This is a genomic window from Citricoccus sp. K5, assembly GCF_902506195.1.
In the GTDB taxonomy this organism is placed as follows: Bacteria; Actinomycetota; Actinomycetes; order Actinomycetales; family Micrococcaceae; genus Citricoccus.
Map to the genome: position 1 here is coordinate 2,094,924 of NZ_LR732817.1, position 23,661 is coordinate 2,118,584.

At 70.2% G+C, this 23,661-nt stretch carries 20 protein-coding genes; 7 read left to right on the forward strand and 13 right to left on the reverse strand.

What is annotated here, in order from left to right; translation table 11 throughout:
• Window positions 1–2: 2 nt before the first annotated feature.
• The 3 genes from BOSE125_RS09270 to BOSE125_RS09280 are packed head-to-tail and all read right to left on the reverse strand — an operon-like array spanning window position 3 to window position 4,028.
• Window positions 3–1,880: a glycerol-3-phosphate dehydrogenase/oxidase gene (locus BOSE125_RS09270; protein WP_159551957.1), complete on the reverse strand. Its 1,878-nt coding sequence runs from the start codon at window positions 1,878–1,880 to the stop codon at window positions 3–5.
• A 35-nt stretch (window positions 1,881–1,915) separates the two neighbouring features.
• Window positions 1,916–3,052 (reverse strand): GuaB3 family IMP dehydrogenase-related protein, encoded by a 1,137-nt coding sequence (locus BOSE125_RS09275; RefSeq protein ID WP_159551959.1) that lies wholly within the window; start codon window positions 3,050–3,052, stop codon window positions 1,916–1,918.
• Window positions 3,053–3,083: 31 nt separating this feature from the next.
• On the reverse strand, window positions 3,084–4,028 hold the full coding sequence (locus BOSE125_RS09280) for a LysR family transcriptional regulator (RefSeq protein ID WP_159551961.1): 945 nt from the start codon (window positions 4,026–4,028) through the stop codon (window positions 3,084–3,086).
• Window positions 4,029–4,162: 134 nt separating this feature from the next.
• Between BOSE125_RS09280 and BOSE125_RS09285 the strand changes: the two genes are divergently transcribed.
• On the forward strand, window positions 4,163–5,440 hold the full coding sequence (locus BOSE125_RS09285) for an enolase C-terminal domain-like protein (protein ID WP_159554987.1): 1,278 nt from the start codon (window positions 4,163–4,165) through the stop codon (window positions 5,438–5,440).
• 2 nt (window positions 5,441–5,442) lie between these two features.
• Window positions 5,443–6,525 carry a 2-hydroxyacid dehydrogenase gene (locus tag BOSE125_RS09290; RefSeq protein ID WP_159551963.1) on the forward strand — a complete coding sequence of 361 codons (1,083 nt, stop codon included), beginning with the start codon at window positions 5,443–5,445 and terminating at the stop codon, window positions 6,523–6,525.
• Window positions 6,526–6,622: 97 nt separating this feature from the next.
• Here BOSE125_RS09290 and BOSE125_RS09295 read toward each other — a convergent pair whose 3' ends face one another.
• The 7 genes from BOSE125_RS09295 to BOSE125_RS09325 form a co-directional block, all read right to left on the reverse strand.
• On the reverse strand, window positions 6,623–7,003 hold the full coding sequence (locus BOSE125_RS09295) for a hypothetical protein (RefSeq protein ID WP_159551965.1): 381 nt from the start codon (window positions 7,001–7,003) through the stop codon (window positions 6,623–6,625).
• Window positions 7,004–7,155: 152 nt separating this feature from the next.
• Window positions 7,156–7,872, reverse strand: a complete 717-nt coding sequence (locus BOSE125_RS09300; RefSeq protein ID WP_159551967.1) for a sulfite exporter TauE/SafE family protein — start codon at window positions 7,870–7,872, stop codon at window positions 7,156–7,158.
• On the reverse strand, window positions 7,873–9,072 hold the full coding sequence (locus tag BOSE125_RS09305) for an ABC transporter ATP-binding protein (RefSeq protein WP_236557905.1): 1,200 nt from the start codon (window positions 9,070–9,072) through the stop codon (window positions 7,873–7,875).
• A complete protein-coding gene (locus BOSE125_RS09310; protein ID WP_159551969.1) occupies window positions 9,069–10,172 on the reverse strand; it encodes an ABC transporter ATP-binding protein in 1,104 nt (367 codons plus the stop codon). Before BOSE125_RS09310 ends, BOSE125_RS09305 begins: the two co-directional genes overlap by 4 nt.
• Window positions 10,173–10,177: 5 nt before the next feature.
• Window positions 10,178–11,236, reverse strand: a complete 1,059-nt coding sequence (locus BOSE125_RS09315; RefSeq protein WP_159551971.1) for an ABC transporter permease — start codon at window positions 11,234–11,236, stop codon at window positions 10,178–10,180.
• Between the two features lie 9 nt (window positions 11,237–11,245).
• Window positions 11,246–12,307, reverse strand: coding sequence for an ABC transporter permease (locus BOSE125_RS09320; RefSeq protein ID WP_159551973.1), 1,062 nt, complete (start codon window positions 12,305–12,307; stop codon window positions 11,246–11,248).
• Window positions 12,308–12,367: 60 nt separating this feature from the next.
• Window positions 12,368–13,984, reverse strand: coding sequence for an ABC transporter substrate-binding protein (locus BOSE125_RS09325; RefSeq protein ID WP_159551975.1), 1,617 nt, complete (start codon window positions 13,982–13,984; stop codon window positions 12,368–12,370).
• Window positions 13,985–14,315: 331 nt separating this feature from the next.
• On the opposite strand from BOSE125_RS09325, the gene BOSE125_RS09330 reads away from it, so the two are divergent.
• The 3 genes from BOSE125_RS09330 (at window position 14,316) to BOSE125_RS09340 (ending at window position 16,681) form a co-directional block, all read left to right on the forward strand.
• On the forward strand, window positions 14,316–15,314 hold the full coding sequence (locus BOSE125_RS09330; RefSeq protein WP_159551977.1) for a 2-hydroxyacid dehydrogenase: 999 nt from the start codon (window positions 14,316–14,318) through the stop codon (window positions 15,312–15,314).
• 62 nt (window positions 15,315–15,376) lie between these two features.
• Window positions 15,377–15,799: a universal stress protein gene (locus BOSE125_RS09335; protein ID WP_159551979.1), complete on the forward strand. Its 423-nt coding sequence runs from the start codon at window positions 15,377–15,379 to the stop codon at window positions 15,797–15,799.
• A gap of 48 nt (window positions 15,800–15,847) precedes the next feature.
• Window positions 15,848–16,681, forward strand: coding sequence for an IclR family transcriptional regulator (locus BOSE125_RS09340; RefSeq protein WP_201301169.1), 834 nt, complete (start codon window positions 15,848–15,850; stop codon window positions 16,679–16,681).
• A gap of 38 nt (window positions 16,682–16,719) precedes the next feature.
• Here the strand turns inward: BOSE125_RS09340 and guaB are convergent, their stop codons facing one another.
• Together guaB and BOSE125_RS09350 are read right to left on the reverse strand one after the other, a co-directional pair.
• Window positions 16,720–18,264, reverse strand: coding sequence for an IMP dehydrogenase (gene guaB, locus BOSE125_RS09345; RefSeq protein WP_305764255.1), 1,545 nt, complete (start codon window positions 18,262–18,264; stop codon window positions 16,720–16,722).
• A gap of 160 nt (window positions 18,265–18,424) precedes the next feature.
• Window positions 18,425–19,150, reverse strand: a complete 726-nt coding sequence (locus BOSE125_RS09350; protein WP_159551981.1) for a class E sortase — start codon at window positions 19,148–19,150, stop codon at window positions 18,425–18,427.
• Between the two features lie 234 nt (window positions 19,151–19,384).
• Between BOSE125_RS09350 and BOSE125_RS09355 the strand changes: the two genes are divergently transcribed.
• Window positions 19,385–20,761: a dicarboxylate/amino acid:cation symporter gene (locus BOSE125_RS09355; protein ID WP_159554993.1), complete on the forward strand. Its 1,377-nt coding sequence runs from the start codon at window positions 19,385–19,387 to the stop codon at window positions 20,759–20,761.
• 88 nt (window positions 20,762–20,849) lie between these two features.
• Entirely contained in the window at window positions 20,850–21,764 is a 915-nt protein-coding gene (locus BOSE125_RS09360) for a M23 family metallopeptidase (RefSeq protein WP_159551983.1), read from the forward strand.
• A 111-nt stretch (window positions 21,765–21,875) separates the two neighbouring features.
• On the opposite strand, the gene groL is transcribed toward BOSE125_RS09360, so the two are convergent.
• Window positions 21,876–23,471, reverse strand: a complete 1,596-nt coding sequence (gene groL, locus BOSE125_RS09365) for a chaperonin GroEL (protein WP_159551985.1) — start codon at window positions 23,469–23,471, stop codon at window positions 21,876–21,878.
• Window positions 23,472–23,661: the final 190 nt, after the last annotated feature.

The window sequence follows — 23,661 nt, forward strand, 5'->3', positions numbered from 1 at the left end:
GACTACGCGGTTTCTCTACCGGACGTAGAACTCGCAATCTCGGGCAGGCCACCACGGGCCACATCGCGGACTGAACCCCGGGCCGCCTCGACCAGCAGGGCATGGGCTTCGGCGTCCGTGCCGGCCTCCAGCGTGGCCCGCTGGGCCAGCGTCCACTGCCGGTAGCGCTCAGCCTCGGCAGAGGCACGCTCGGCGTCCCAGCTGAGCAGGGGTGCCATCAGGTGGGCGACCGTTCCGGCGGCGGCAGCGCCGGCGTCGTCCGCCTCGAACACCGCGCGGATCCGACGGGCCAAGACATCCTGGACCGAGCGCGCACCCTCATGTGTGACGGCGTGCACGGCCTCAGCGGCCAGGTGTCCGGGCAACCCGGGCAGCTCCTCGGCCAGCTCCGGGGTGGCCACGGCCAGCGCGATGACCTCCGGGGCGCCGGAACCGTAGCGGTGCAGCAGGGATTCGACCACGGCGGCCGGCAGGCCCGAGTCCACGCCGAGCAGCAGGCGACGGTTCCAGGCGGGAGTCCAGCCCAGGGCGCCGAGCAACGGCAGATCCGCGGTGCAGGAGGCGGGTACACCCTCCCCCGAGCCGGTCACGTCCTGGCCGGTCAGCAGCCCGGTTTCATTGGCACCGGCTGATCCGACGGCGGCGTCCACGGCGTCAGCGGCCATGGTCCGGTAGGTGGTGAGCTTGCCTCCGGTGACCACGGTCAGCCCCGGCAGCGGGGTCGCCACCACGTGCTCGCGGGAGACTTTGGCCGTGCCCGCGGCCGCAGCGGTGTCCCCCAGCGGCTCGTCCTCACCCGGCGGAGTGACCAGCGGCCGCAACCCGGCGAACACCCCGATCACATCCGACCGGCCCAGCGGTTGTGACAACACGGCATTGGCGCGCTCTAGCACGTAGTCGATGTCCTCGCTCGTGGCGGCGGGTTGATCGACATCTTCGCGCCAGGGCGTGTCCGTGGTGCCGATGATCCAGTGCCGGTCCCAGGGGATGACGAACAGCACCGACTTCTCGGTGCGCAGGATCAGCCCCGGGGTCGAGGTGAACCGGTCACGCGGGACCACGAGGTGGATGCCCTTGGCGGCGGTGACCCGCGGCATGCCCTGCACCACCGGCTCCTCCCGGCCGTCCGGATGGCGGACCGGGATGGAGCCGGTCCAGACTCCGGTGGCGTTGATGACGCGGCGGGCATGGACGGTGATCCGCTCGCCGGTCTCCCGGTCGAGCACCTCCGCGCCGAGGATGCCGCCGGCCTCAGACCCGAGGTACGCGGTGACCTCGAGGCGGGACGCACAGTGGGCGCCGTGGACGGCGGCCGTGCGGACGAGCTCGATCACCAGGCGGGCGTCGTCCACCTGGGCGTCGTAGTAGCGGATCGCCCCGATGTACGCCTCGGGCTTCAGTCCTGGTGCCAGGCGGGCGACGGCGGCCCGGCCGAGGTGCTTGTGCACGGGCAGGTGCCCCGTGCGCCCGGCGGCCATGCCGTCATAGAGCGCGACGCCGGCCCCCACGTAGGGCCGTTCCCACGGCTTGGACAGGGGGTACAGGAACGGCACGGGCCGCACCAGGTGCGGCGCGATGTCCTCCACGAGCCGGCCCCGTTCCCGGAGCGCCTCGTGGACGAGCGGGAAGTCCAGCATCTCCAGGTAGCGCAGTCCGCCATGGACGAGCTTGGAGGAGCGGGAGGAGGTGCCCCAGGCGAAGTCGGTGGCCTCGACCAGTGCCGTGGACAGTCCCCGCGTGGCCGCGTCCAGGGCGCTCCCGGCGCCGACGACTCCCCCACCGACGACCAGCACATCCAATGGACGCTCGGGCGTGGTGGCCCGCAGCGCCACGAGCGTGCCGGCTCGGTGTGCGGGTCCCAGTGCGCCGGTGGTGGTCATCTCGCTCAGGCGTCTCCGGTTCCGTCAGGTCCCGCTCAGCGGTCCCCGGTCGGGGCCACGAGGACCTCGACCTTCTGGAACTCCTTGATGTCCGAGTAACCAGAGGTGGCCATGGCCCGCTTGAGGGCGCCCATCAGGTTGGAGGTGCCATTGGTGTGGTGGCTGGGTCCCCACAGCACGTCGTTCAGGCTGCCGACGGTGCCGACGTGGGTGCGGTCCCCGCGTGGCATGTCCTCGTGGGCGGCTTCCCCGCCCCAGTGCCAGCCACGGCCCGGGGCCTCCTGCGCGCGGGCCAGCGCGGCGCCGAGCATCACGGCGTCGGCGCCCATGGCCAGGGCCTTGACGATGTCCCCCGAGTTGCCCACGCCGCCGTCGGCGATCACGTGGACGTAGCGTCCGCCGGACTCGTCCATGTAGTCCCGGCGTGCCTCGGCGATGTCCGAGATGGCCGTGGCCATCGGCACCCGGATGCCCAGGGCACGGCGGGTGGTGGAGGACGCCCCGCCGCCGAAGCCGACGAGCACGCCGGCCGCACCGGTGCGCATCAGGTGCAGCGCCGGGGTGTAGCCGGCCGCACCGCCGACGATCACGGGAACGTCCAGTTCGTAGATGAACTTCTTCAGATCCAACGGCTCACGGTTCTGGGACACGTGCTCAGCGGACACCGTGGTGCCGCGGATGACGAACATGTCCACCCCGGCGGCCAGCACGGTCTCGTAGTACTCCTGCGTGTGCTGCGGGGTCAGGGACCCGGCCACCACCACGCCGGCCTCACGGATCTGGGCCAGGCGCTCGGTGATCAGCTCGGCCTGGATCGGCTGCGAGTAGATCTCCTGCAGGCGCCGCGTGTTCACCGGCGAATAGTTGCTGGGCTCGAAGGAGGCGATCTCCTCGAGCACGGAGGACGGATCCTCGTAGCGGGTCCACAGGCCCTCGAGGTTGAGCACACCCATGCCGCCGAGCTGGCCCAGGGCAATGGCGGTGTCGGGGCTCATGACCGAGTCCATCGGGGCGCCGATCACCGGCATGTCGAACTTGAAGGCATCGATCTGCCAGTTGATGGACACGTCCTCGGGGTCCCGGGTCCGGCGCACGGGCACCACCGCGATGTCATCCAGGGCGTAGGCCCGACGTCCCCGCTTGCCGCGGCCAATTTCGATCTCGTTGCTCACGCTTTCCAGCCTAGTGCAGGCACTGGACGGGTTAGTCCCCGGAGACGGGGGGCGCACCTTCCCCGAGGACGCCCTGCGGCGAGAGACTCCCCAGGATGAGTTCACGCAGCCGCTCGGCGGCGGGATTGTCCCCGTTCTCATTCCACGCCAGGTGCAGGTCGGCACGGTTGAGGTCCTCGAGCCCGGCGTGCCCCTTCAACTCCTCGGCCACCACTCCTGGAGGGGCGAAGTCCATGGCGGAGGCCGGCACCATCGTGATGCCCAGCCCGGCCGCCGCGAACGCCAGCAGAGCGGGCACCTGGCTGGCCAGCTGCGTGATGGTCGGCGTCATGCCGGCGCTCTCGTAGAGCCGCATCACGAGGTCATAGAAGTACCGCGCCTCAGCGGTCGAGTACATCATGAGCGGATGACCGTCGAGGTCCTTGAGCCGCACCCCCTGGCCGGTGGCGAGCGCATGCCCCTCCGGCAGAGCCACCACGAGCCGGTCCTTGAAGATCAGCTCGGTGCGCACGCCGGGGCGGGACACGATCGGACGGAGCAGTCCGAGGTCCACGGCACCGCGGGACAACGCCTCCAGCTGGTCGGCGGACACGGCCTCCCGCAACACGAGGGACACGCCGGGCATGTGCTCCCGGGCCAGCCGCAGCAGCCACGGCAGTGCGGCCTGGCCGGCGATCGCCGTGTAGCCCAGCACGATCGAGCCGGCGTCACCCGTGGAGACCCGGCGGACGTCCAGCTCGGTCTTGGTGCACAGGTCCAGGATCCGCCGGGCGCTGGGCAGCAGGGTCTGGCCGGCCGCGGTGAGCTCGACCTTCCGGCTGCTGCGCACGAACAGCTGGGCGCCCAGTTCCCTCTCCAGAAGCTGGATCTGCCGGCTCAGCGGCGGCTGGGTCATGTTGAGCCGGGTGGCGGCCGCGCCGAAGTGCAGTTCTTCTGCCACCGCCACGAAGGACTCCAGTTGGATGAGCGAGAACATCAATCCACTCCTTGAATGATTGTGTGCACATATTAGCTTGGACGAGCATCGATCCACCGACCTAGGTTGAAGGGGTGAACGCACCGAACCCCGCCCAGGACACCGCCCCTCGCCGCCTCGCCAATACCGGCAGCATCACGGGCACCGGCCCCGCCATCACCGGCACCACCATCACCCCGGTGGCCTTCGCGGACCCACCCCTGCTGAACACGGTCGGCGTACACGAGCCCTTCGCCCTGCGCGCCATCGTCCAGGTACACACCGACGCCGGGGTGACCGGCCTCGGCGAGACCTACGGGGACGCCGCCCACCTGGCCCGGCTGGAGCTCGCCGCCCGCGCGGTGATCGGCGCGGACTCCTTCAACACCAACGAGCTACGCGCCCGGATCGCCCGGGCCCTGGCCGCGGACACCACGCAGGGCGGCCACGGCATGTCCGGCATGGTCACCGGCTCCGCCACCGCGGACCGGGTCCTCTCCCCCTTCGACGTGGCCTCCCTCGACATCCAGGGCAAGGTCCTCGGGGTGCCCGTCAGCGCCCTGATCGGCGGGGCCGTGCGGGACTCCGTGGACTTCAGCGGCTACCTGTTCTACAAGTGGGCCGGGCACCCCGGTGCGGAGGCAGACCGGTACGGCGAGGCCCTGGACCCGGCCGGCGTCGTGTCCCAGGCCCGCTGGCTCGTGGACACCTACGGCTTCTCCGCGCTCAAGCTCAAGGGCGGGGTCTTCGCCCCCGAGGCGGAGTGCGAGGCGATCGAGGCGCTGCGCGCCGAGTTCCCGGACCTGCCCCTCCGGATCGACCCGAACGGCGCCTGGACCGTGGAGACCTCCGTGCGGGTGGCCGAGCGCCTCGGCGGGGTGCTGGAGTACCTCGAGGACCCCACTCCCGGCATCGAGGGCATGGCCGAGGTCCGCCGCCGCACCGGCATGCCCCTGGCCACCAACATGTGCGTGGTGGGCTTCGCGGACATCCCACCGGCCGTCGCCGCCGGGGCGGTCGACGTGGTGCTTTCCGACCACCACTTCTGGGGCGGATTGCGCCGGTCCCAGATGCTCGGCGGGATCGCCGAGACGTTCGGCTGGGGACTGTCCATGCACTCCAACTCGCATCTGGGCATCAGCCTCGCCGCCATGGTCCACCTGGCCGCCGCCACGCCCAATGTGGACTACGCCTGTGACACGCACACCCCGTGGAAGGAGCCGGAGGACGACATGGTGGTCCCCGGCGTGCTGGACCTGAAGGACGGTGCCGTGGCGGTGCCGACCGGGCCCGGGCTCGGCGTCGAGCTCGACGAGGACGCCCTGGCCCGCCTGCACGAGCAGTACCTGCGCGCCGGGCTGACGGAGCGGGACGATACCGGCTACATGCGCCAGTTCCAGCCCGATTTCGACCCCTCCCCGGCCCGGTGGTGACGGTGGCACCGGCGTCCGGAGCCGCGGCGACCCCTCCGGAACACCAGGGCACGACGCCGGCCCGCCGGCTTCGCGTGCTCGTCACCGACCCGATCATCGCCCGGTGGTCCACGGTGCTCACCTCGGGTGCCCCGGGCCACGACTGGGCGTTCCTCACCGACACCCCGACCACCGCCGACGGCGAGGACGGCGAGGCGACCCAGCGGGCCGCCGTCGCCGACTGTGATGTCCTGATCTGCTCGCGACTGACCGACGCGGTGGCCCCGCACGTGCGGGCCGCGCTGGTGCAGGTCACCGGCGCCGGGCTGGACCGGGTGGCGGTGGACGCCTTGCCCGCCGGCACCGAGGTCACGACCACCGCCCACCATGAGCGCTCGATCGCCGAGCACGTGCTGCTCTCCGTCATGGCCCTCGAGCGGCAGCTGCTCGTCCGGGACCACGCGCTGCGCTCCGGGACCTGGCGCACGCTGGCCACGGATCCCGCGGTGCCGGCCTTCCGCACCCTGGACACCATGGTGCTGGGCGCCGTGGGGCTCGGCGGGATCGGCGCGGAGACACTCCGGCTGGCGAGCGCCTGGGGCATGGACACGATCGCCGTGCGGGGCAACCCGGCGGCCGCGCTGCCGGCGGGGGTGGCGCCGACATGGGTCGGCGGCTCGGGTGAGCTGCCGCGCCTGCTGGCCGAGGCCGACGTCGTGCTGGTGTCCGTTCCGCTCGGTCCGGACACCGAGGGGCTCATCGGAGCCGATGAGCTGGCCACGATGAAGCCGGACGCCTACCTGGTCAACGTGGCCCGCGGGCCCGTGGTGGACCAGGCCGCGCTCTACGCTGCGCTCACCGCAGAGGCCGGGAGCCCGACGGCGATCGGCGGCGCCGCGATCGACGTCTGGTGGGGTGCCCCGAGCCCCGGGCGCACTCCCCCGGCCGACCACGACTTCGCCGCCTTGGACCATGTGGTGCTCACCCCGCACTGCTCCGGCCATGCCGACTCGACCTTCGCCGGGCGAGCCGCAGACCTCGCTGCGAACGTGGAGCGGTTGGCCGCGGGTGCGCCGCGGACGGGCGTGGTGCGGTCGGATACCTGAGCGCGGGTCAGGAGACTGACAGTGACCACGCCGAGATTGGCGCCGCCTGGGATGAGGTCATCGACCGCAGTCGCACTCACCTCGGGGTCAGGCTGCGTCAATACGGCAGTTCGCTGGGGAAGCAGGATCGATAGTCAGGCGCGGGCGTGACGACGAAGCGCACAGCATCGATCTGGGCCCGACCTTCCAGCAGGGCGCGCGCGATCCGGTGCATGCCGTCCATGAGCCGACCATCCTGGCCCAAGATGATCGGGAAGGAGATGTCGACCTCGCTGATCAGCCGAGCATGCTCGACGACCTTGCGAACCGTGGCCACTTCGTCACTGCCCTCGAACCAGTACGCGGTGTCGATCTCGCTGATCGCGTCCACAGCCACGCGTTCGATCGGCAGGCCTCGACTCAGCACGATCAGACGATCGACGTCCCAGGCATCGAATCCCCGCTCGGCTGCCGGCCAGAAGTGGTATTGCTTGCGCATCTACCCAGTCTCGCTGACGGAACTGGACAGCGCCTCCCAGTGGACGATCTCCACAGACAGAACCAGCAATTCCAGATGTCGCTTGCACGAACCGCAGCCGAAGTCCGAGGGCGTGGGCGTGGGACACCTTGATGACGCTGGCGAGACTGGGGTTACAGCAACAGCCGCATCACCAGCAGCGCCGCCCCGCCGAGGGCCAGGATCAGGCCGGCCAGGCGTAGCCGCTCGGCGTTCATCCACCGGTTGAGACGGCGGGACAGGAGGAAGCCGGCGGCCACGGCGGGGATGAGCCAGAGGACCACCTCCACCGCGTGCCACGTCACGGAGCCCACGAGCGCCAGCAGCAGCACGGAGGTGACGGAACCCACGAGGAAGAACGCGCTCATGGTCCCGCGCAGCCGAGCCGGCTCCTGGCCCTGCCAGACGATGGCCATGGGTGCGCCGCCGATCGAGGTGGAGGTGCCCATGATCCCGGACAGGGCTCCAGCGGTGACCAGCGCCGTGCGGGTGGGGGCGGGGCGCCACCCCAGGAAGGCCGAGCCCACGCCCACGATCACGGAGGCGACCACCACCCAGGACAGCGCGGCCACGGGCAGCACCAGCACCAGCAGGGCTCCGAGGACACTGCCCGGCAGCCGTCCGGCCAGCGCCCACGCGGCGCCGCCGAGGTCCAGGTGGGCGCGCTCGCGCAGCGTGACCATCAGCGCCAGCAGGCAGGCGAACATCACCACCAGGGCTGGCAGCAGTTCAGGTTCCACGAGGGCGATGACGGGGGCAGCGACCATGCCGGCGCCGAAACCGATAGAGCCCTGCAGCGCCGATCCGACGAAGACGACCGCGGCGATGAGTGCGAAGGAGCCCGGGTCCACCTAGCCCACCGTAGCGGGCTGCTCCGGTGCCGCCGGTTCCTCCATCGGGAAGTGGCATTCGGCCAGGTGCGTGAAGTCCGCCATCCCCACCTGCTCCGGCACGGGAGTGCCGTCCGGCCACGCAGTGCCGGTGCCGGGTCCGGCACCGTGACCGGATCCCAGGCTCCACACCGCCCCGGGCTGGCGGAGCCCGGGAGCCGGCAGGGCCGCCGTCGTGCGCCCGGCCTCTTCCGCGGTCCGCGCGGCGGGCCGCTCGGTGGCGCAGATGTCCTGGGCCTTCCAGCAGCGGGTGCGGAACCGGCAGCCCGAGGGCGGGTCCAGTGGGGAGGGCAGCTCGCCGCGCAGCACGATCCGCTCCGCAGGCCGTTCAGCGGGGTCCAGCTTCGGCGAGGCGGACATCAGCGCCGCCGTGTAGGGGTGCAGCGGGCGCTCGAAGACGTCCTCCGTGGTGCCGGTCTCGATGATCCGGCCCAGGTACATCACGGCCACCCTGTCGGCGACGTGGCGGACCACGGAGAGGTCGTGGGAGATGAACAGGTAGCTGACCCCGAGCTTCTGCTGCAGCTCGTTGAGCAGGTTCAGCACCTGGGCCTGCACGGAGAGGTCCAGGGCGGAGACAGGCTCGTCCAGGATGATCAGGTCCGGGTTCAGGGCCAGCGCCCGGGCGATGCCGATGCGCTGACGCTGCCCGCCGGAGAACTCCTGCGGGGACTTCTTCAGGTCCGAGGGGCGCAGGCCCACGAGCTGGAGCAACTCGCGCAGCCGGGCGTCCCGCTCCCGGGCAGTCTTGTACAGGCTCCGGTGGGTGGCCCACGGCTCGGAGATGATCTCCCCGGCCGTCATGCGCGCGTTGAGGGAGGCGAAGGGGTCCTGGAACACCATCTGCACGCGGCGGCGCCAGGCCATCAGCTCCTTACCGCGCAGCGAGAACGGGTCCCGCCCCTCGAAGGTGATGGACCCGGAGTCCGGGGTCTCCAGCAGCATCAGGGTGCGGGCCAGGGTGGACTTGCCACAGCCGGACTCCCCCACCAGGCCTACGGTCTCGCCGCGGCCGATCGAGAGGCTGACCCCGTCCAGGGCCTTGAGCCGATCATTGCCGGACGCGCTGCGCTGGACCTGGAAGGTCTTGGTGACGTTCTCGACCTCGAGGGCGGTGCCGGAGGTCGGGGCCGGGGCGCTGTGGGTCAGGGTGGCGGTCATGCTCGGACCTCCGGTTCGGTGGGTGCGGCAGGGTCGGTGGGTGAGCCGGGCGTGGCATCCGTGGTGGTGACGGCCGGCGGGTGGTCCGCGAGCAACTCCTCGGAGAAGTGGCAGGCCGCGAACTGGCCGGGCGTGGTCTCGCGCAGGGCGGGCCGCTCGGCGCGGCAGACTTCCCGGGCCAGCGGGCAGCGGTCCTGGTAGACGCAGCCCGGCGGGATGTCCTTGAGCTCGGGTGGGTTACCCGGGATCGAGTTCAGGTCCCCGCCGCGCTCGGCCCCGGTGGGCACGGAGTCCAGCAGGCCTTTGGTGTAGGGGTGGGTGGGGGTGGCGAAGACCCGCTCCACCGGCCCCTGCTCCACCACGTTGCCCGCGTACATGACGCACACGGTGTCCGCCTCCTCGGCCACCACGGCGAGGTCATGGGTGATGAGCACCACGGCCATGTTCTCCTCCGCGCGCAGCCGGCGCAGCAGCTCCATGATCTGGGCCTGCACCGTGACGTCCAGGGCGGTGGTGGGCTCGTCCGCGATCAGCAGCCGCGGCCCCAGGGCCACCGCCATGGCGATGAGGATGCGCTGGCGCATGCCGCCGGAGAACTGGTGCGGGTAGGCGTCCACGCGGGACTCCGGCTCCGGGATGCCCACGCGGCGCATCAGCTCGATCGCCTCGACCTTGGCCTTCTTGGCGTTCAGGCCCCGGTGGATCCGGAAGGCCTCGCCGAGCTGGGTGCCCACGGTGTAGACCGGGTTCAGCGCGGTCAGGGCGTCCTGGAAGACGATCCCGAGCTCCACCCCGGCGATCGCGCGCCGCCGCTTGGCACTGACGGTGTTGAGGTCCTCCCCGCCCAGCATCACGGTACCGCCGGCCACGTGGGCCACGGCCTCCAGCTGGCCGGCGATCGCCTTGGCGGTCATCGACTTTCCGCAGCCGGACTCGCCCAGCAGGGCCAGGGTGCGCCCGGCGAAGGCGGTGAAGCCGACGTCGCTGACGGCCCGGACGGTGCCGGCCGGGGTGCGGATGTCCACGTCCAGGCCGGTCACCTCGAGGACGGTCTCCGGGCCGTGCGTGCCGTCTCGGGTGGGGGCGGGTGCGGAGGTCATGGTGATCACTGCTTCTCCTGGGTGGTCTGGGTGGACGCTGTGGACGCGGTGGCCACTGCGGCCGGATCAACGGCGGCGGTGGCGGGCACGCGGCGGATCAGCCTCTTCCGGCCGGGCAGGGACAGCCGCCAGCGCTGGGCCGGATCGGTGGCGATGCGCAGCCAGGCGGCCAGCATGTTCGCGGCGATCGCCGTGATGACGATGGCCAGTCCCGGCAGGATGGACAGCCACCAGGCGGTCTGCAGGTACTGCCGCCCCTGGGCGACCATCAGGCCCCAGGAGACGTCCGGCGGCTGGATGCCGATGCCCAGGAAGCTCAGGGAGGACTCCGCCAGCATCACGTAGCAGAATTCGAGGGTGGCCAGCGTGAGGATGGTCGGCGTGACGATCGGGATCACGTGCCGGCGGATGATCGAGTTCGGCCGGGTGCCGAAGGTGCGGGCCGCGTCCACGAACGTCCGGCTCTGCAGCTCGGCGGACTCGGCGCGGGCGGTACGCAGATAGATGGGGATGCGCGTGATCGCCAGGATCAGCACGATGTTGGCGATCGAGGGGCTGAAGACGTACAGCACCACCACGGCCAGCAGCAGGGACGGGAAGGACATGATGATGTCCGCGATGCGCATGGACACGGTCTCGCGGACCCCGCGGTGGTAGCCCGCCCAGACCCCCCACAGGGAGCCGATGACCATGGCGATCAGCACGGCGGGCAGAGCCACCAGCAGGGTGGTGCGGGTGGCGACCACGAGGCGGGCGAGCATCGAGCGGCCCAGGGAGTCCGAGCCCAGGATGAACTCCCAGCCGTTGGACAGGTCGAACGGCGCCTGGTTGGCGAACATCAGGTCCTGCCGGGTGGCGAGGTCGCCCATCAGCATGGGGCCGAACACGGCGGTTGCGCCCACAACCAGCAGGATGAGCGCGCCCGCGGTGGCGAACGGGTCCCGAAGCAGCATGCGGAACATGCTGGGACGGCCCGAGGGCTTGGACGAGGCGGCCTTCTCGAGCTTCCCGGTCTGGTTGGACTTCTCGGCCGGGGTGGCCGGCGAATCTGGGGTGGTGGACATGGTTGCCTCCTAGGCCCGTGCGGTGGTGAGGTCGGTCGGGGAACCCGGGCGGGCCGGCGTCGGGGACTGATCTGTGCCATCCGTGCCGGAGGGCACGACGCCGGCCCCGTCACCTCCGGCGTCCGAGTTCGCCTTCCGACGCCGGCGGCCGGCCGCGGCGGGCCGTACGCGGGGATCCAGCAGGGCGTAGAGCAGATCGATGACGATGTTGAGGATGAAGATGGCGATGGCCGTCAGCAGCACGCAGGCCTGCAGGACGGCGAAGTCGCGCTGCAGGATCGAGTCGATCATCAGCTTGCCGATGCCGGGCCAGCCGAAGATCGTCTCCACCACCACGGCCCCGTTGACCAGACCCACTGTGAGGTCGCCAGCGACCGTCAGCCCCGGGGCCGCTGCGTTGCGCAGGGCGTGCCGGGTGACGACCCGGGTCTGCGAGGCGCCCTTGGAACGGGCGAGCTTGATGTACGGCTCGGACAGGGCGGAGACCATGGCCCCGCGGATCACCTGGACCAGGGCCCCGAAGGGCCGCAGGGCCAGGGTGGCGATCGGCAGCACCCACGCCTCGGCGCCGATGACGCCGGAGGTCGGCAGCCAGCCGAGGGTGATGGCGAAGATCCAGATGCCCACGATGGCCAGCCAGAAGTCGGGGATGGAGGCAGCCGCCATGGAGAAGAAGCTCGCGATCCGGTCCACCACGCCGTTGGGCCGCAGGGCCGCCCAGCTGCCGACGATCACGGCCAGCACGATGGCGATGACCATGGTCGTGGCCGCCAGCTGGAGGGTGGCGGGGAAGGCGCGCAGGGCCATCTCGCCCGCCGCCTCCCCCGTCCTCAGGGAGGTGCCGAAGTCCAGCCGGAGGACCCCGCCGAAGTACTCTCCCATCTGCACCCAGAGGGGCTGGTCCAGGCCGTTGCGGCTGATGAAGTCCTCCCGCATCTGCTCGGTCGCGTTCAGGGGCAGGTAAAGCGCCGCGGGGTTGCCCGTCATGCGGGCCAGGGCGAAGACGCCCACCACCACGACCACGAGGGGCAGCGCGCTGGAGATGATGCGCTTGCGCAGATACGTCAGCATGGGTCCTCCCAGGGATCCTCGTTCAATGCGGGTGTCGGCCGGTCCGTCTCAGTCAGCCGGTCAGCCGGCCGGGGTGACCTCGGCCAGGCGCAGCTCGTCGCCCGAGGAGGAGTTCGGCTCGTAGCTCACCGACTCCGCGATGCCGAGCATGCCCGTCTGGTGGGCGAGATGGGCGAACTGCACGACTTCCTCGTTCTGGTACTTGAAGACCTCCTCGTAGGCCGCGGCCCGGTCCTCACCGCTCTGCTGGCCGGCCTCCGTGATCATCTGGTCGAACTCGTCGGTGCCGAAGGCGCTCTGGGCGCCGTCGGAGAGCATGTACTGGTCCACGGTGAAGGCGGCGTCACCGGCCTGGTTTCCGTGCTGGGTCAGGTGCAGGATGGCTCCCTCGTCCTCCACGAACGGACGGACCTGGTACGTCAGGTGCTGGCTGGTCTCCATCATCTTGAGATTGACGTTCAGGCCGGCCTGGCTGAGCTGCTCCTGCAGGACCTGGCCCAGTTCCTCGACCCGCGGGAACTGCGCCGAGCGCACGATCAGGCTGATCGGGGCGGAGGTGTCCACCCCGTCCGCCTTGGCCTCCTCGACCAGCTTCTTGGCCTCGTCCGGGTCATACGGCCAGCCCTCCAGGGACTCGTTGTGACCGACCACGCCTTCCGGCACCAGCTGGGCGGCCACCGTGTCCCGGTCCCCGTAGAGGCTGGAGACGATGCCCTCCTTGTCGATCGCGAAGTTGACGGCCTGGCGGATCCGGATGTCGTTGAACGGCTCCGATTCGGCATGCATGCGCAGCGCGATCGTCTCATTGTTCGGGTACGGCACGCCCAGGTCGCCGATCTGGTCCTCCGGGCTCAGGCCCGTGGCGATCTCGGCCTCACCGGAGGTGATCATGGCGGCCCGGACGGAGGACTCCTCGCGCCACTGGTACTGCGCCGTCGGGAAGGCCGGAGCCTCGCCCCAGTACTCCGCATAGGCCGAGACATCGATGCTCTGGCCGGCGTTCCATGCGTCCAGCTGATAGGGGCCGGTGCCGATCGGCTCGCGCACCTTCTCCGTGTCCGAGGTCTCCGCCGGGACGATCTCGAGGAAGGACAGGCGCAACGGGAGGATGGGGTCTGCCTGCGCGGTGGTGACCTCCAGGGTGGTGTCGTCCACGACCTCGACCTCGAGGTCGTCGTCACCGAAGACGTAGCCCTCCACGTTGCAGCCGAGGTCCGAGTTCACGGCCCGCTCGATGGTGTGGGCGGCGTCCTCGGCGGTGAACTCGGAGCCGTCGTGGAACGTCACGCCCTCGCGGAGGGTGAACGTCCACGTGGTCTCGTCCTCCGAGGACCATTCGGTGGCCAGCTTGGGCTCGAGCTCTCCGGAGGTGGGGTTCCGCTCCAGGAGCGGCTCGGTGATGGTGGAACGGTCCACCACGCCGGTGCTGGTCAGGTTCGCCTCGCACGGTTCAAGCGTGGGGGGCTCCTGCTGGAGGACCACGCGGAGGGTCTCCGGCGTGCCCCCTTCGCCCGAGCCGCCGGCGGCATCCTCCGAGTTGGCCACGCCGCAGCCGCTCAGGACCAGACCGGAGCCCATGGCCACGGCCAGGGCGGCCAGCGGCAGGCGACGGTTTCGCCGGACGCCGGCGGTACGGGTGCTCACGGTGCGGGGTGTCACGGTGGTGTGTTCACGCATGATGGTCTTCCTTCGAAACGGTGGAACGGGTGCGAATGGCGGGAGTGAGGTGTACGGCGAGCGAATGCGGGGCATCTGCGGTCTACAGATGTAGACGTCCGATGCGGACTAGGCACAAGCCTGTGATGCCCATCACGGCGAGTCAAGGCCTCTGACCGGTCGATCTGACGCCCCACGGCGCCGAGTTCCCGGAGAAGCCGCCCGCTCTGCCCCCGCACCGCCCGGAGAGCCGCGAGATTCCGCGGTTGACGGGTCAATCATGCCCTCGGGGTATTGATCAATGCGTTCTACGTGTTGGACGCGGGCTGGACCACGTTCCTAGGGTCAGGGCATGACCACTCACACCTCCGCCGCCGGCGTTGCCGCCACGGCTCCCACCGCCGCCACCGCCCAGCACATCCTGCGCGTCGGTCCCGTGAACCCGCAGGTGGCCCGGGCCCTCGACGAGGAGTTCGACGCCCTGGTGCTGCCGACCGACCCGGCGGAGCGGGCCGCGTTCCTCGCCGAGCAGGCCGACGGCATCCGGATCGCCGTGTGCTCCGGCCGCATCGGCGTGGACGCAGAGCTCATGCGCTCCCTCCCCGCCCTGGAGGCCATCATCAACTTCGGCGTCGGCTACGACGCCACCGATGTGGCCCAGGCCGCCGAGCGAGGCATCCCCGTGAGCAACACCCCGGATGTGCTCAACGACTGCGTGGCGGACACCGCCCTCGCCCTCTACCTGGACACGCTGCGACAGGTCTCCGCCTCGGACCGCTTCGTCCGCGACGGCCGGTGGGCCGCCGGCGAGGGATTCCCCCTGACCGCACGCGCCAGCGGACGCACCGTGGGCATCCTCGGACTGGGCCGCATCGGCACCGCCATCGCGCAGCGGCTGGAAGCCTTCGGTTGCCGGATCCACTACCACAACCGCAACGAACGCCCGGAGTCCGGCTACACCTACCATGCCTCCGCGCGCGAGCTGGCGGAGGCCGTAGACGTTCTCGTCATTGCGGCCTCCGGCGGGCCGGACAGCGTGGGGATCGTCGGCGCAGCCGAGCTCGCCGCGCTCGGCCCGCAGGGGTACCTCATCAACATCGCCCGCGGCACCGTGGTGGATGAGAGTGCCCTCGTGACGGCCCTGACCGAGGGCAGCATCGCCGGTGCCGGACTGGACGTCTACGCCCAGGAGCCGCAGGTCCCCGAGTCCCTGTTCGGGCTGGACACCGTGGTGCTCCTGCCCCACGTGGGCAGCGGCACCCGTGAGACCCGGTCGGACATGGCGGAGCTGGTCCTGTCCAACCTGCGCCAGTACCTGGCGGACGGCACGCTGGTCACCCCGATCAGCTGACGCTCCTCGCCCGCCACCACCTGTCCGAACCGCAGCCGTTCTCGTCACCCCGGAGGTTCTTCGTGAACATCGTCGTCGGCTTCACCGCCACCCCCGAGTCCCAGGCCGCCACCTACGCGGCGATCGATGAAGCGGCGCTGCGCGGGGCCGGCGTCGTGCTCCTTCCGGAGCAGGCAGCACCGGCGCAACAGACGGGGAACGACGCCGGCCCGCCGGCTTCCGCTGCCACCCCGGATCCCGAGGTGGTGCGGTATGCGCAGGAGCACGGGGTCGGCCTGTCCGTCAGCGAGCTGCCCACCGACGCAGATTTCGGGGACGCACTCATCGATGCGTCCTACCAGGAGGACACGGCCATGATCGTCATCGGGCTGCGCCGCCGCTCCCCCGTGGGCAAGCTCTTCCTCGGCTCCACCTCTCAGCGGGTGCTGCTCGAGGCCGGCTGCCCGGTTCACGCCGTCAAGGTGAGGGTGGGTCCGCGCCGTTGAGCACGGTGCTGAGCCTAGGATGAGCCCACCAGCGGAAGGAGGGCGACGTTGACCACACAGCACACGTCATCCCAGCACGCGCATCTGCCGCCCTCCGGTCCGCCCGGCCCACCCCACGGCGCCCTCCACGGGGTGCGGGAGGTCAAGTCCGCCGCCCGGACCATCGAGGTCCTGGAACTGCTGGCCGAGCGGGGCAACGCTCCCGTGACCATCCGAGACCTCTGCGAACGCATGGGCGCCCCGCGCAGCAGCGTCTACGCCCTGCTCCGCACGCTCGTGGACGCAGGGTGGGTCCGGACCGACGCGCTGAACACCGAGTACAGCATCGGCATCCGTGCCCTGTTGGCGGGCACCACCTATCTGGACGCGGATGCCACTCTCACCGCAGTCCGGCCCATACTGGCCGAGGTCGGCAAGGAATTGAGTGCCACGGTGAACTTCGGCCGCCTCGACGGCGGAGACATCGTCTACCTCGCCACGTGGGAGGCGCCCGGGCGTGAACGGTCCGCGCCGCGCGTGGGCCGCCGGCTGCCCGCCCACGCCACCGCGATCGGCCAGGCCGTCCTCAGCGCAGTAGAGGACCCGGGGTCCCGGCTGGTCCCCCCACTGGCCCGGCTCACCGACGCCACCGTGACCGACCCGGTGGAACTGCGGCGCATCCTGCAGGTGACCCGGGAACGCGGTTACGCCCGTGAAGACGGCCAGAATAGTCCCGAGATCGCCTGCGTGGCCGTCCCCATGCCGGACACGACGCCGGCCGAGCGCCCCCTGGACGGGCTCTCCGTGTCCTTCCGCGCGGCCTCCCTGACCGCCGCCCGCGAACGGGAGGCAGCCCTGGTGCTCCGCGAGGCGGCCCGGAGGATCCTCGACGGGCTGAGCTGACGGGGTCCCCGCAGGGGTCTACGGTGTGTCTGGAGGGGTCAGCGCGTGCGGTAGTTCGGCGCCTCCACCGTCATCATGATGTCGTGCGGGTGCGACTCCTTCAGCCCGGCCGGGGTGATGCGCACGAAGCGACCGTTCTGCTTGAGGTCTCCGATGGTGGAGGCACCCGTGTAGAACATGGTCTGGCGCAGACCGCCGACGAGCTGGTGCACCACGGCGGACAGCGGGCCCCGGTAGGGCACCTGGCCCTCAATGCCCTCGGGGATCAGCTTGTCCTCGCTCGGCACATCGGCCTGGAAGTAGCGGTCCTTGGAGAAGGAACGCTGGCCGTTGCGGGTCTGCATGGCACCCAGGGAGCCCATGCCGCGGTACGCCTTGAACTGCTTGCCGTTGTAGAACACCAGATCACCCGGGGATTCGGCGGTGCCGGCCAACAGCGAGCCGAGCATCACGGAATCGGCACCGGCGACCAGCGCCTTGCCGATGTCACCGGAATGCTGCAGGCCGCCGTCGGCGATCAGGGGTACGCCGGCGGGGATGGTGGCCTTGGCCGCCTCGTAGATGGCGGTGATCTGCGGGACCCCGACGCCGGCCACCACGCGGGTGGTGCAGATCGACCCCGGGCCCACGCCCACCTTGACGGCGTCCGCGCCGGCGTCGACGATCGCCTTGGCACCGGCATAGGTGGCGGCCTGGCCGCCGATGACGTCCACGTGCGCTGAGGCCGGGTCCTTCTTCAGGCGGGCGATCATGTCCAGCACGCCTTGCGTGTGGCCGTTGGCGGTGTCCACCACGAGCACGTCCGCGCCGGCCTCCACGAGCGCCATGGCCCGCTCGTAGCCGTCACCGAAGAAGCCGACGGCGCCGCCGACGCGCAGTCGCCCTTCCTCGTCCTTCGTGGCCTCCGGGTACTGCTCGGCCTTGTCGAAGTCCTTGACCGTGATCAGGCCCTGGAGCTTGTTGTTGCCGTCCACCAGCGGGAGCTTCTCGATCCGGTGCTCGGAGAGCAGGCGGACGGTGTCCTCTCGGGAGATGCCGACCCGTGCGGTGATGAGAGGCATCCTGGTCATGGCGGAGGCCACGGTGCGGTGGTCGAACTCGGCGTCGGGGATGAAGCGGATGTCCCGGTTCGTGATGATGCCCAGCAGCGTGTTGTCCGCATCCACCACGGGCAGGCCGGAGACGCGGTAGCGGGCACAGAGGTCATCCAGCTCGGCCAGGGTGGCCTCCGGACCCACGGTGAGGGGGTCGGAGATCATGCCGGATTCGGAGCGCTTGACGCGGTCCACGTGGGCGGCCTGGTCCTCGATGGACAGGTTGCGGTGGATGATGCCCATCCCGCCCTGCCGGGCCAGGGAGATGGCCAGCGGGGCCTCCGTGACGGTGTCCATGGCAGCCGAGACGATGGGGGTCGTCAGGGTGATGCGCTTGGTCAGGCGGGTGGAGGTGTCCGCCTCGGCCGGAATGACATCGGTCATGTTCGGGAGCAGGAGGACGTCGTCATAGGTCAGGCCGACGAATCCGAAGGGATCGGCGGCGGTGGCCACCGGGTCTACCGAGGGACCGGGAATCTGTGCACTCACGGGCGAGGGGCCTTTCAGTCAGCGGGGTTGGGCCCAGTCTAGGCCCGCCAGCAGTGAACGGACTGTTCGAAGTAGTGGCTCGTGCAACGCCCCGGACCGTCCCTCGTATTCCGGCGGTGAGCCGTGCCACAGAAACCCCACAGGCCCGGCCCGTTTCCGCTCAGGAGGCCAGGGCCGGCGGCAGGCCTTCGCTCTTCGGGGTCCAGTAGTCGGCCTCGGCCCAGACGATGTAGCGGTCGGTGATGCCGAAGATGGGATCGCACGTGGTCAGGGTGAGGTAACGGCCCTGGGTGGCGCCCTCGAACGGCGGGATGGGATCCAGCACCTCGGACTGGTGCGGCTTGACGATGTCCTTGGCCACCACCTTGTAGACGAACCAGTGGTCCGCGGACTCGACCACGATCTCGTGGCCCTGCTCCAGGTGGTGGACCTCGCGCAGGGGCTTGCCGTGAGTGGTCCGGTGGCCGGCGAGTCCGGCGTTGCCCATGGCACCGATCGGCTGGGTGGCGTCATAGTGGCCCACCTGGCCGGCGTCCAGCACGTCCGCGCCGTCGCCGGAGCCGATCGGGACCTCGAAGTCGTCCCCCCAGCTGGGCACGTGCAGCATGCCCAGGGTGCCATCGCCCTCGACCACCGGGAAGTCGTCCCGGTACTCCGCGCCGATGCCGTCATCCACCGGGGCCTGCTCGGCGCGCCACTGCGTGGCGACCTCGGTCCGGTCCGACTCGGCGATGACATCCGTGATGAACAGCTCGTAGACGCCGTACAGACCCACCAGGATGCCGAGGATGATGAACAGCCTTCCCAGCACGGATAGCACCCCGCGCCGCGGCTTCTTCCGCCGAGAGGCCCGGCGCGAGGGCGGCCGGTCAAGGGTGCTGGTCATGCCTCGAGGGTACCCTCGCCGCGTCCGCTCACCTTCGTCGAATGAGACGGTGACGAGGTGGCTCCATCCGCACCAGCTCGGCACCTGTCGCCGTCGTCACAGCCGCGTCACATGAAGACACGTACCTCCACAGACGTGGTATAGGAGGTCTACGCTAGGCCGGTGAGTACTCCAGCAACCTCCAGCGCAAGCCAACCTGTCCAGCCGTCGCCCACCCGGCGCCTGCCCGGCTGGATGACCAATTTCGGCGTGCAGATCCTCGCCGCCCTGGTCCTCGGCCTGGTCCTGGGCCTCACGGCCCGTTCCACCGGGCACACGGCGGACACCCCGAACGGCCTCGGCACCACCCTGGAGGTGCTCGGCTCCAGCTACATCTCTCTGTTGCGCGCCGCCGTCGTGCCGCTGGTGTTCTTCGCCGTGGTCGCCTCGATAGCCAACCTGGCCAAGGTGACCAACGCTGCCCGGCTGGCCGCCAAGACGCTGCTCTGGTTCGCCATCACCTCGCTGATCGCCGTGGTCATCGGCATCGTCCTCGGCGCCGTCATGCAGCCAGGTGTCGGCACCGGACAGTCCGCGCCGCCGGAGTACGAGGGCAATACCGGCAGTTGGTGGGCCTTCCTGCAGGGGCTGATCCCGTCCAACTTCCTGGGGCTCTCGGCCAGCACCACCGCCGGCGAGGACGGCTCGCTGTCCACCTCCGTCAGCTTCAACGTGCTGCAGGTGCTGGTCATCTCGATCGCCGTGGGCGTGGCCGCCCTGAAGCTCGGCGAGAAGGCCAAGCCGTTCCTGGACTTCTCCGCCTCGATGCTGGAGGTCATCCAGAAGGTGCTGTGGTGGATCATCCGCATCGCCCCGATCGGCACCGTCGGCCTGATCGGCAATGCCGTGGCGTCCTACGGCTGGGACACCATGGGCACGCTGGCCAAGTTCGTGGCCGCCATCTACGTGGGCCTGGCGATCGTGCTGCTCGTCGTCTACCCGCTGCTCGCGAAGTTCCACGGGCTGTCCATCCGCCAGTACTTCACGGGTATGTGGCCGGCCTTCCAGATGGGCTTCGTCTCCCGCTCCTCCATCGGCACCCTGCCGGTGACCCAGCGCGTGGCCGAGCGGAACTTCGGCGTCCCCCGCGGCTACGCCTCCTTCGCCGTCCCCCTCGGCGCCACCACCAAGATGGACGGCTGCGCCGCGATCTACCCGGCCATCGCCGCGATGTTCGTGGCCCAGTTCTTCGGCATCGACCTGGCCTGGAGCGACTACCTGCTGATCATCCTCGTCTCCGTGCTGGGCTCCGCGGCCACCGCGGGCACCACCGGCGGCGTCGTGATGCTCACGCTCACCCTCTCCACGCTGGGACTGCCGCTGGCCGGCGTCGGGCTCCTGCTCGCCGTGGACCCGATCGTGGACATGGGGCGCACCGGCGTGAACGTGGTGGGTCAGGCGCTCGTGCCCGCGCTGGTGTCCAAGCAGGAGGGCATCCTGGATGAGGAGAAGTACAACGCGTCCCGCACCGGCGGCAACCTGCTCGCCGATGATGAGGCCCCGCTGGAGACCAATGACGACGGCGGCGCCGGCACCGGTGCGGAGCGCGAGAGCGAGTCGTCCCGCGCCTGAGTGACCCGGTGGTCGCTGTGGGCCGGACGTCTACGGCCGTTACTGTGGAACTCATGAGTCCGCAGAGAACCGCGTCTGACCAGACCTGATGCCGACCAGCACTCCGGGGGGCGGCGGCACGTTCCGACGGGCTATCGCCCGATGGCAGACCTGGTGGGTCCGGCTCTTCATCCTCATGGTGGTGGTGATGTCCGTGGCGCCGGTCCCCCGCCTGTGGGCCCTGGTGTGCATGGTGGTTCCCCTGCTGCTGTTCTGCGTGCGTCCACCGGCGCAACGGCCGAAGCCGGTCACCGTGCATGTTCCCGTGCGCGGCCGGTGGATCGCCTGCAACAGCCCAGGTTCGAAAGTCCCCAGCCACGGGGTGCGTGCCCACGGGCAGATGTATGCCGTGGACCTCGTCCAAGAAGCCGCGGACGAGGCCACGGACACAGTCCCATCCCTGGGCTGGTCCCTCCGCGGGCGCAAACCCGAGGACTTCCCGAGCTACGGGGCGCCGGTCTTCGCCATGGCCCCCGGAACGGTGGTCCACGTGACCGGCCAGGTGCGGGACCACCGGGCCCGCGACTCCTGGCCCACCCTGATCTGGATGCTGACCCTGGAGGGTTTCCTCCGCGTCCTCGGTGGGGCCCGGAACATCCTGGGCAACCGGGTGATCGTCCAACACGGCGATGGCACCTATGCGGCGTACGCGCATCTGCGGCAGGGCTCTGCAGTGATCCGCGCCGGCGACCGCGTGGACACCGGGCAACAGCTCGGGCAGGTCGGCAACACCGGGAACACCTCCGAGCCGCACCTCCACGTCCAGCTCATGGATCGGCCCCACCCGGAGACCGCTGCCGGCCTGCCGATGCACTGGACCGGAGTGGAGATCGACGACCAGCGGCTCAGCCATCGCTGGGCCACCGGATACGCGAAGCCCAGCGCAGTGCCGGGCTTCCCGGCCAATGGTCAGATCTTCGAGGCCACAACCCCGCAGGGAGCCGCGTCCATTGACGCCACCTGACGCCCGAGCCGGCTCCGGCTGCCGCGAGGCGGCCGGACAACACAGAGGGGCCCCGGCATGCGCGATGCATGCCGGGGCCCCTCTGCGTTGGACCTCAGGCGGGACTCGAGGTTACTTCTCGTCCTCGTCAGCCACCTTGTCCGCCACCAGGGTCTCGGTGGTCAGCACCAGCGCGGCGATGGACGCGGCGTTGAGCAGAGCGGAGCGGGTGACCTTGACCGGGTCGATGACACCGGCGGCCAGCAGGTCGCCGTACTCGCCGGTCTTGGCGTTGAAGCCGAAGTTCGGCTCCAGCTCCGCGACGCGCGAAGTGACGACGTAGCCGTCCTCGCCGGCGTTCTGGGCGATCCAGCGCAGCGGCTCGACCAGAGCCCGGCGGACGATGCCGACGCCGGAGACGGCGTCACCGGACAGGGCCTTGATGGCCTCGTCCTCATCCAGGGCGGTCAGGGCGTTGATCAGCGCGGTACCGCCGCCGGCCACGATGCCCTCCTCGAGCGCCGCACGCGTGGAGGACACGGCGTCCTCGATGCGGTGCTTGGCTTCCTTCAGCTCCACCTCGGTGGCGGCGCCGACCTTGATGACGCCCACACCGCCGGCCAGCTTGGCCAGGCGCTCCTGCAACTTCTCGCGGTCCCAGTCCGAATCGGTGTTCTCGATCTCGGAGCGGATCTGCGAGACGCGGCCGGCCACCTCATCGGCGGAGCCTGCGCCCTCGACGATGGTGGTGTTGTCCTTGGTGACGGTCACGCGGCGGGCGGAACCGAGCACCTCGAGGCCGACCTGGTCCAGCTTCATGCCGAGGTCCGGGGAGACGACCTGCGCACCGGTGAGGGTGGCGATGTCCTGCATCATGGCCTTGCGGCGATCACCGAAGCCGGGGGCCTTGACGGCCACGACGTTCAGGGTGCCGCGGATCTTGTTGACCACCAGCGTGGACAGGGCCTCGCCCTCTACGTCCTCGGCGATGATGAACAGCGGCTTGTTGGCCTGGAGGACCTTCTCCAGCAGCGGCAGGAACTCCTGCACGTTGGAGATCTTGCCGGAGTTCAGCAGGATGTAGGGGTTCTCCAGGACGGCTTCCTGGCGCTCGGCGTCGGTCACCATGTACGGGGACAGGTAGCCCTTGTCGAACTGCATGCCCTCGGTGATGACCAGCTCGGTGGAGGTGGTCGAGGACTCCTCGATGGTGATGACGCCGTCCGTGCCGACGGTGTCGAACGCGCGGGCCAGCAGCTCGCCGATCTCGTCCGACTGGGCGGAGATGGCGGCCACGGCGGCCACCTGGTTGCCGGAGACATCCACGGCGTTCTCGCCCAGACGCGTGTCGATGGCGGCCACAGCCGCCTCGATGCCGCGCTTGATCTCGTTCGGGGCGGCACCGGCGGCCACCTGGCGCATACCCTCGTTCACGAGGGCCTGGGCCAGCACGGTGGCGGTGGTGGTGCCGTCGCCGGCCACGTCGTTCGTCTTGGTGGCCACTTCCTTGGCCAGCTGGGCGCCCATGTTCTCGTACGGGTCATCCAGCTCGATGTCACGGGCAATCGTCACGCCATCGTTGGTGATGGTCGGGGCGCCCCAGGACTTGTCGAGGACCACGTTGCGGCCCTTGGGGCCGAGCGTGACCTTGACGGTGTTGGCCAACTTGTCGATACCGGCCTGCAGTGCGCGGCGGGCCTCATCGTTGAAAGCAAGCTGCTTCGCCATGAACGAAGCTCCTTTCGTAGAGGAAATCTGCGAATTCCAATGAAAACTGCGGGGAAAAGCTCAAGGTGCGCGGCCGGCGTCGTGCGCTGGTTCGGTTCAGAACCACCACGGACGACGGCGGCGCGGGACGCCCGCAGGCCCGGCCGGCTCAGGTGCCTGGCCGGGCCTGGGCGCGTCAGCCGGACGCTCG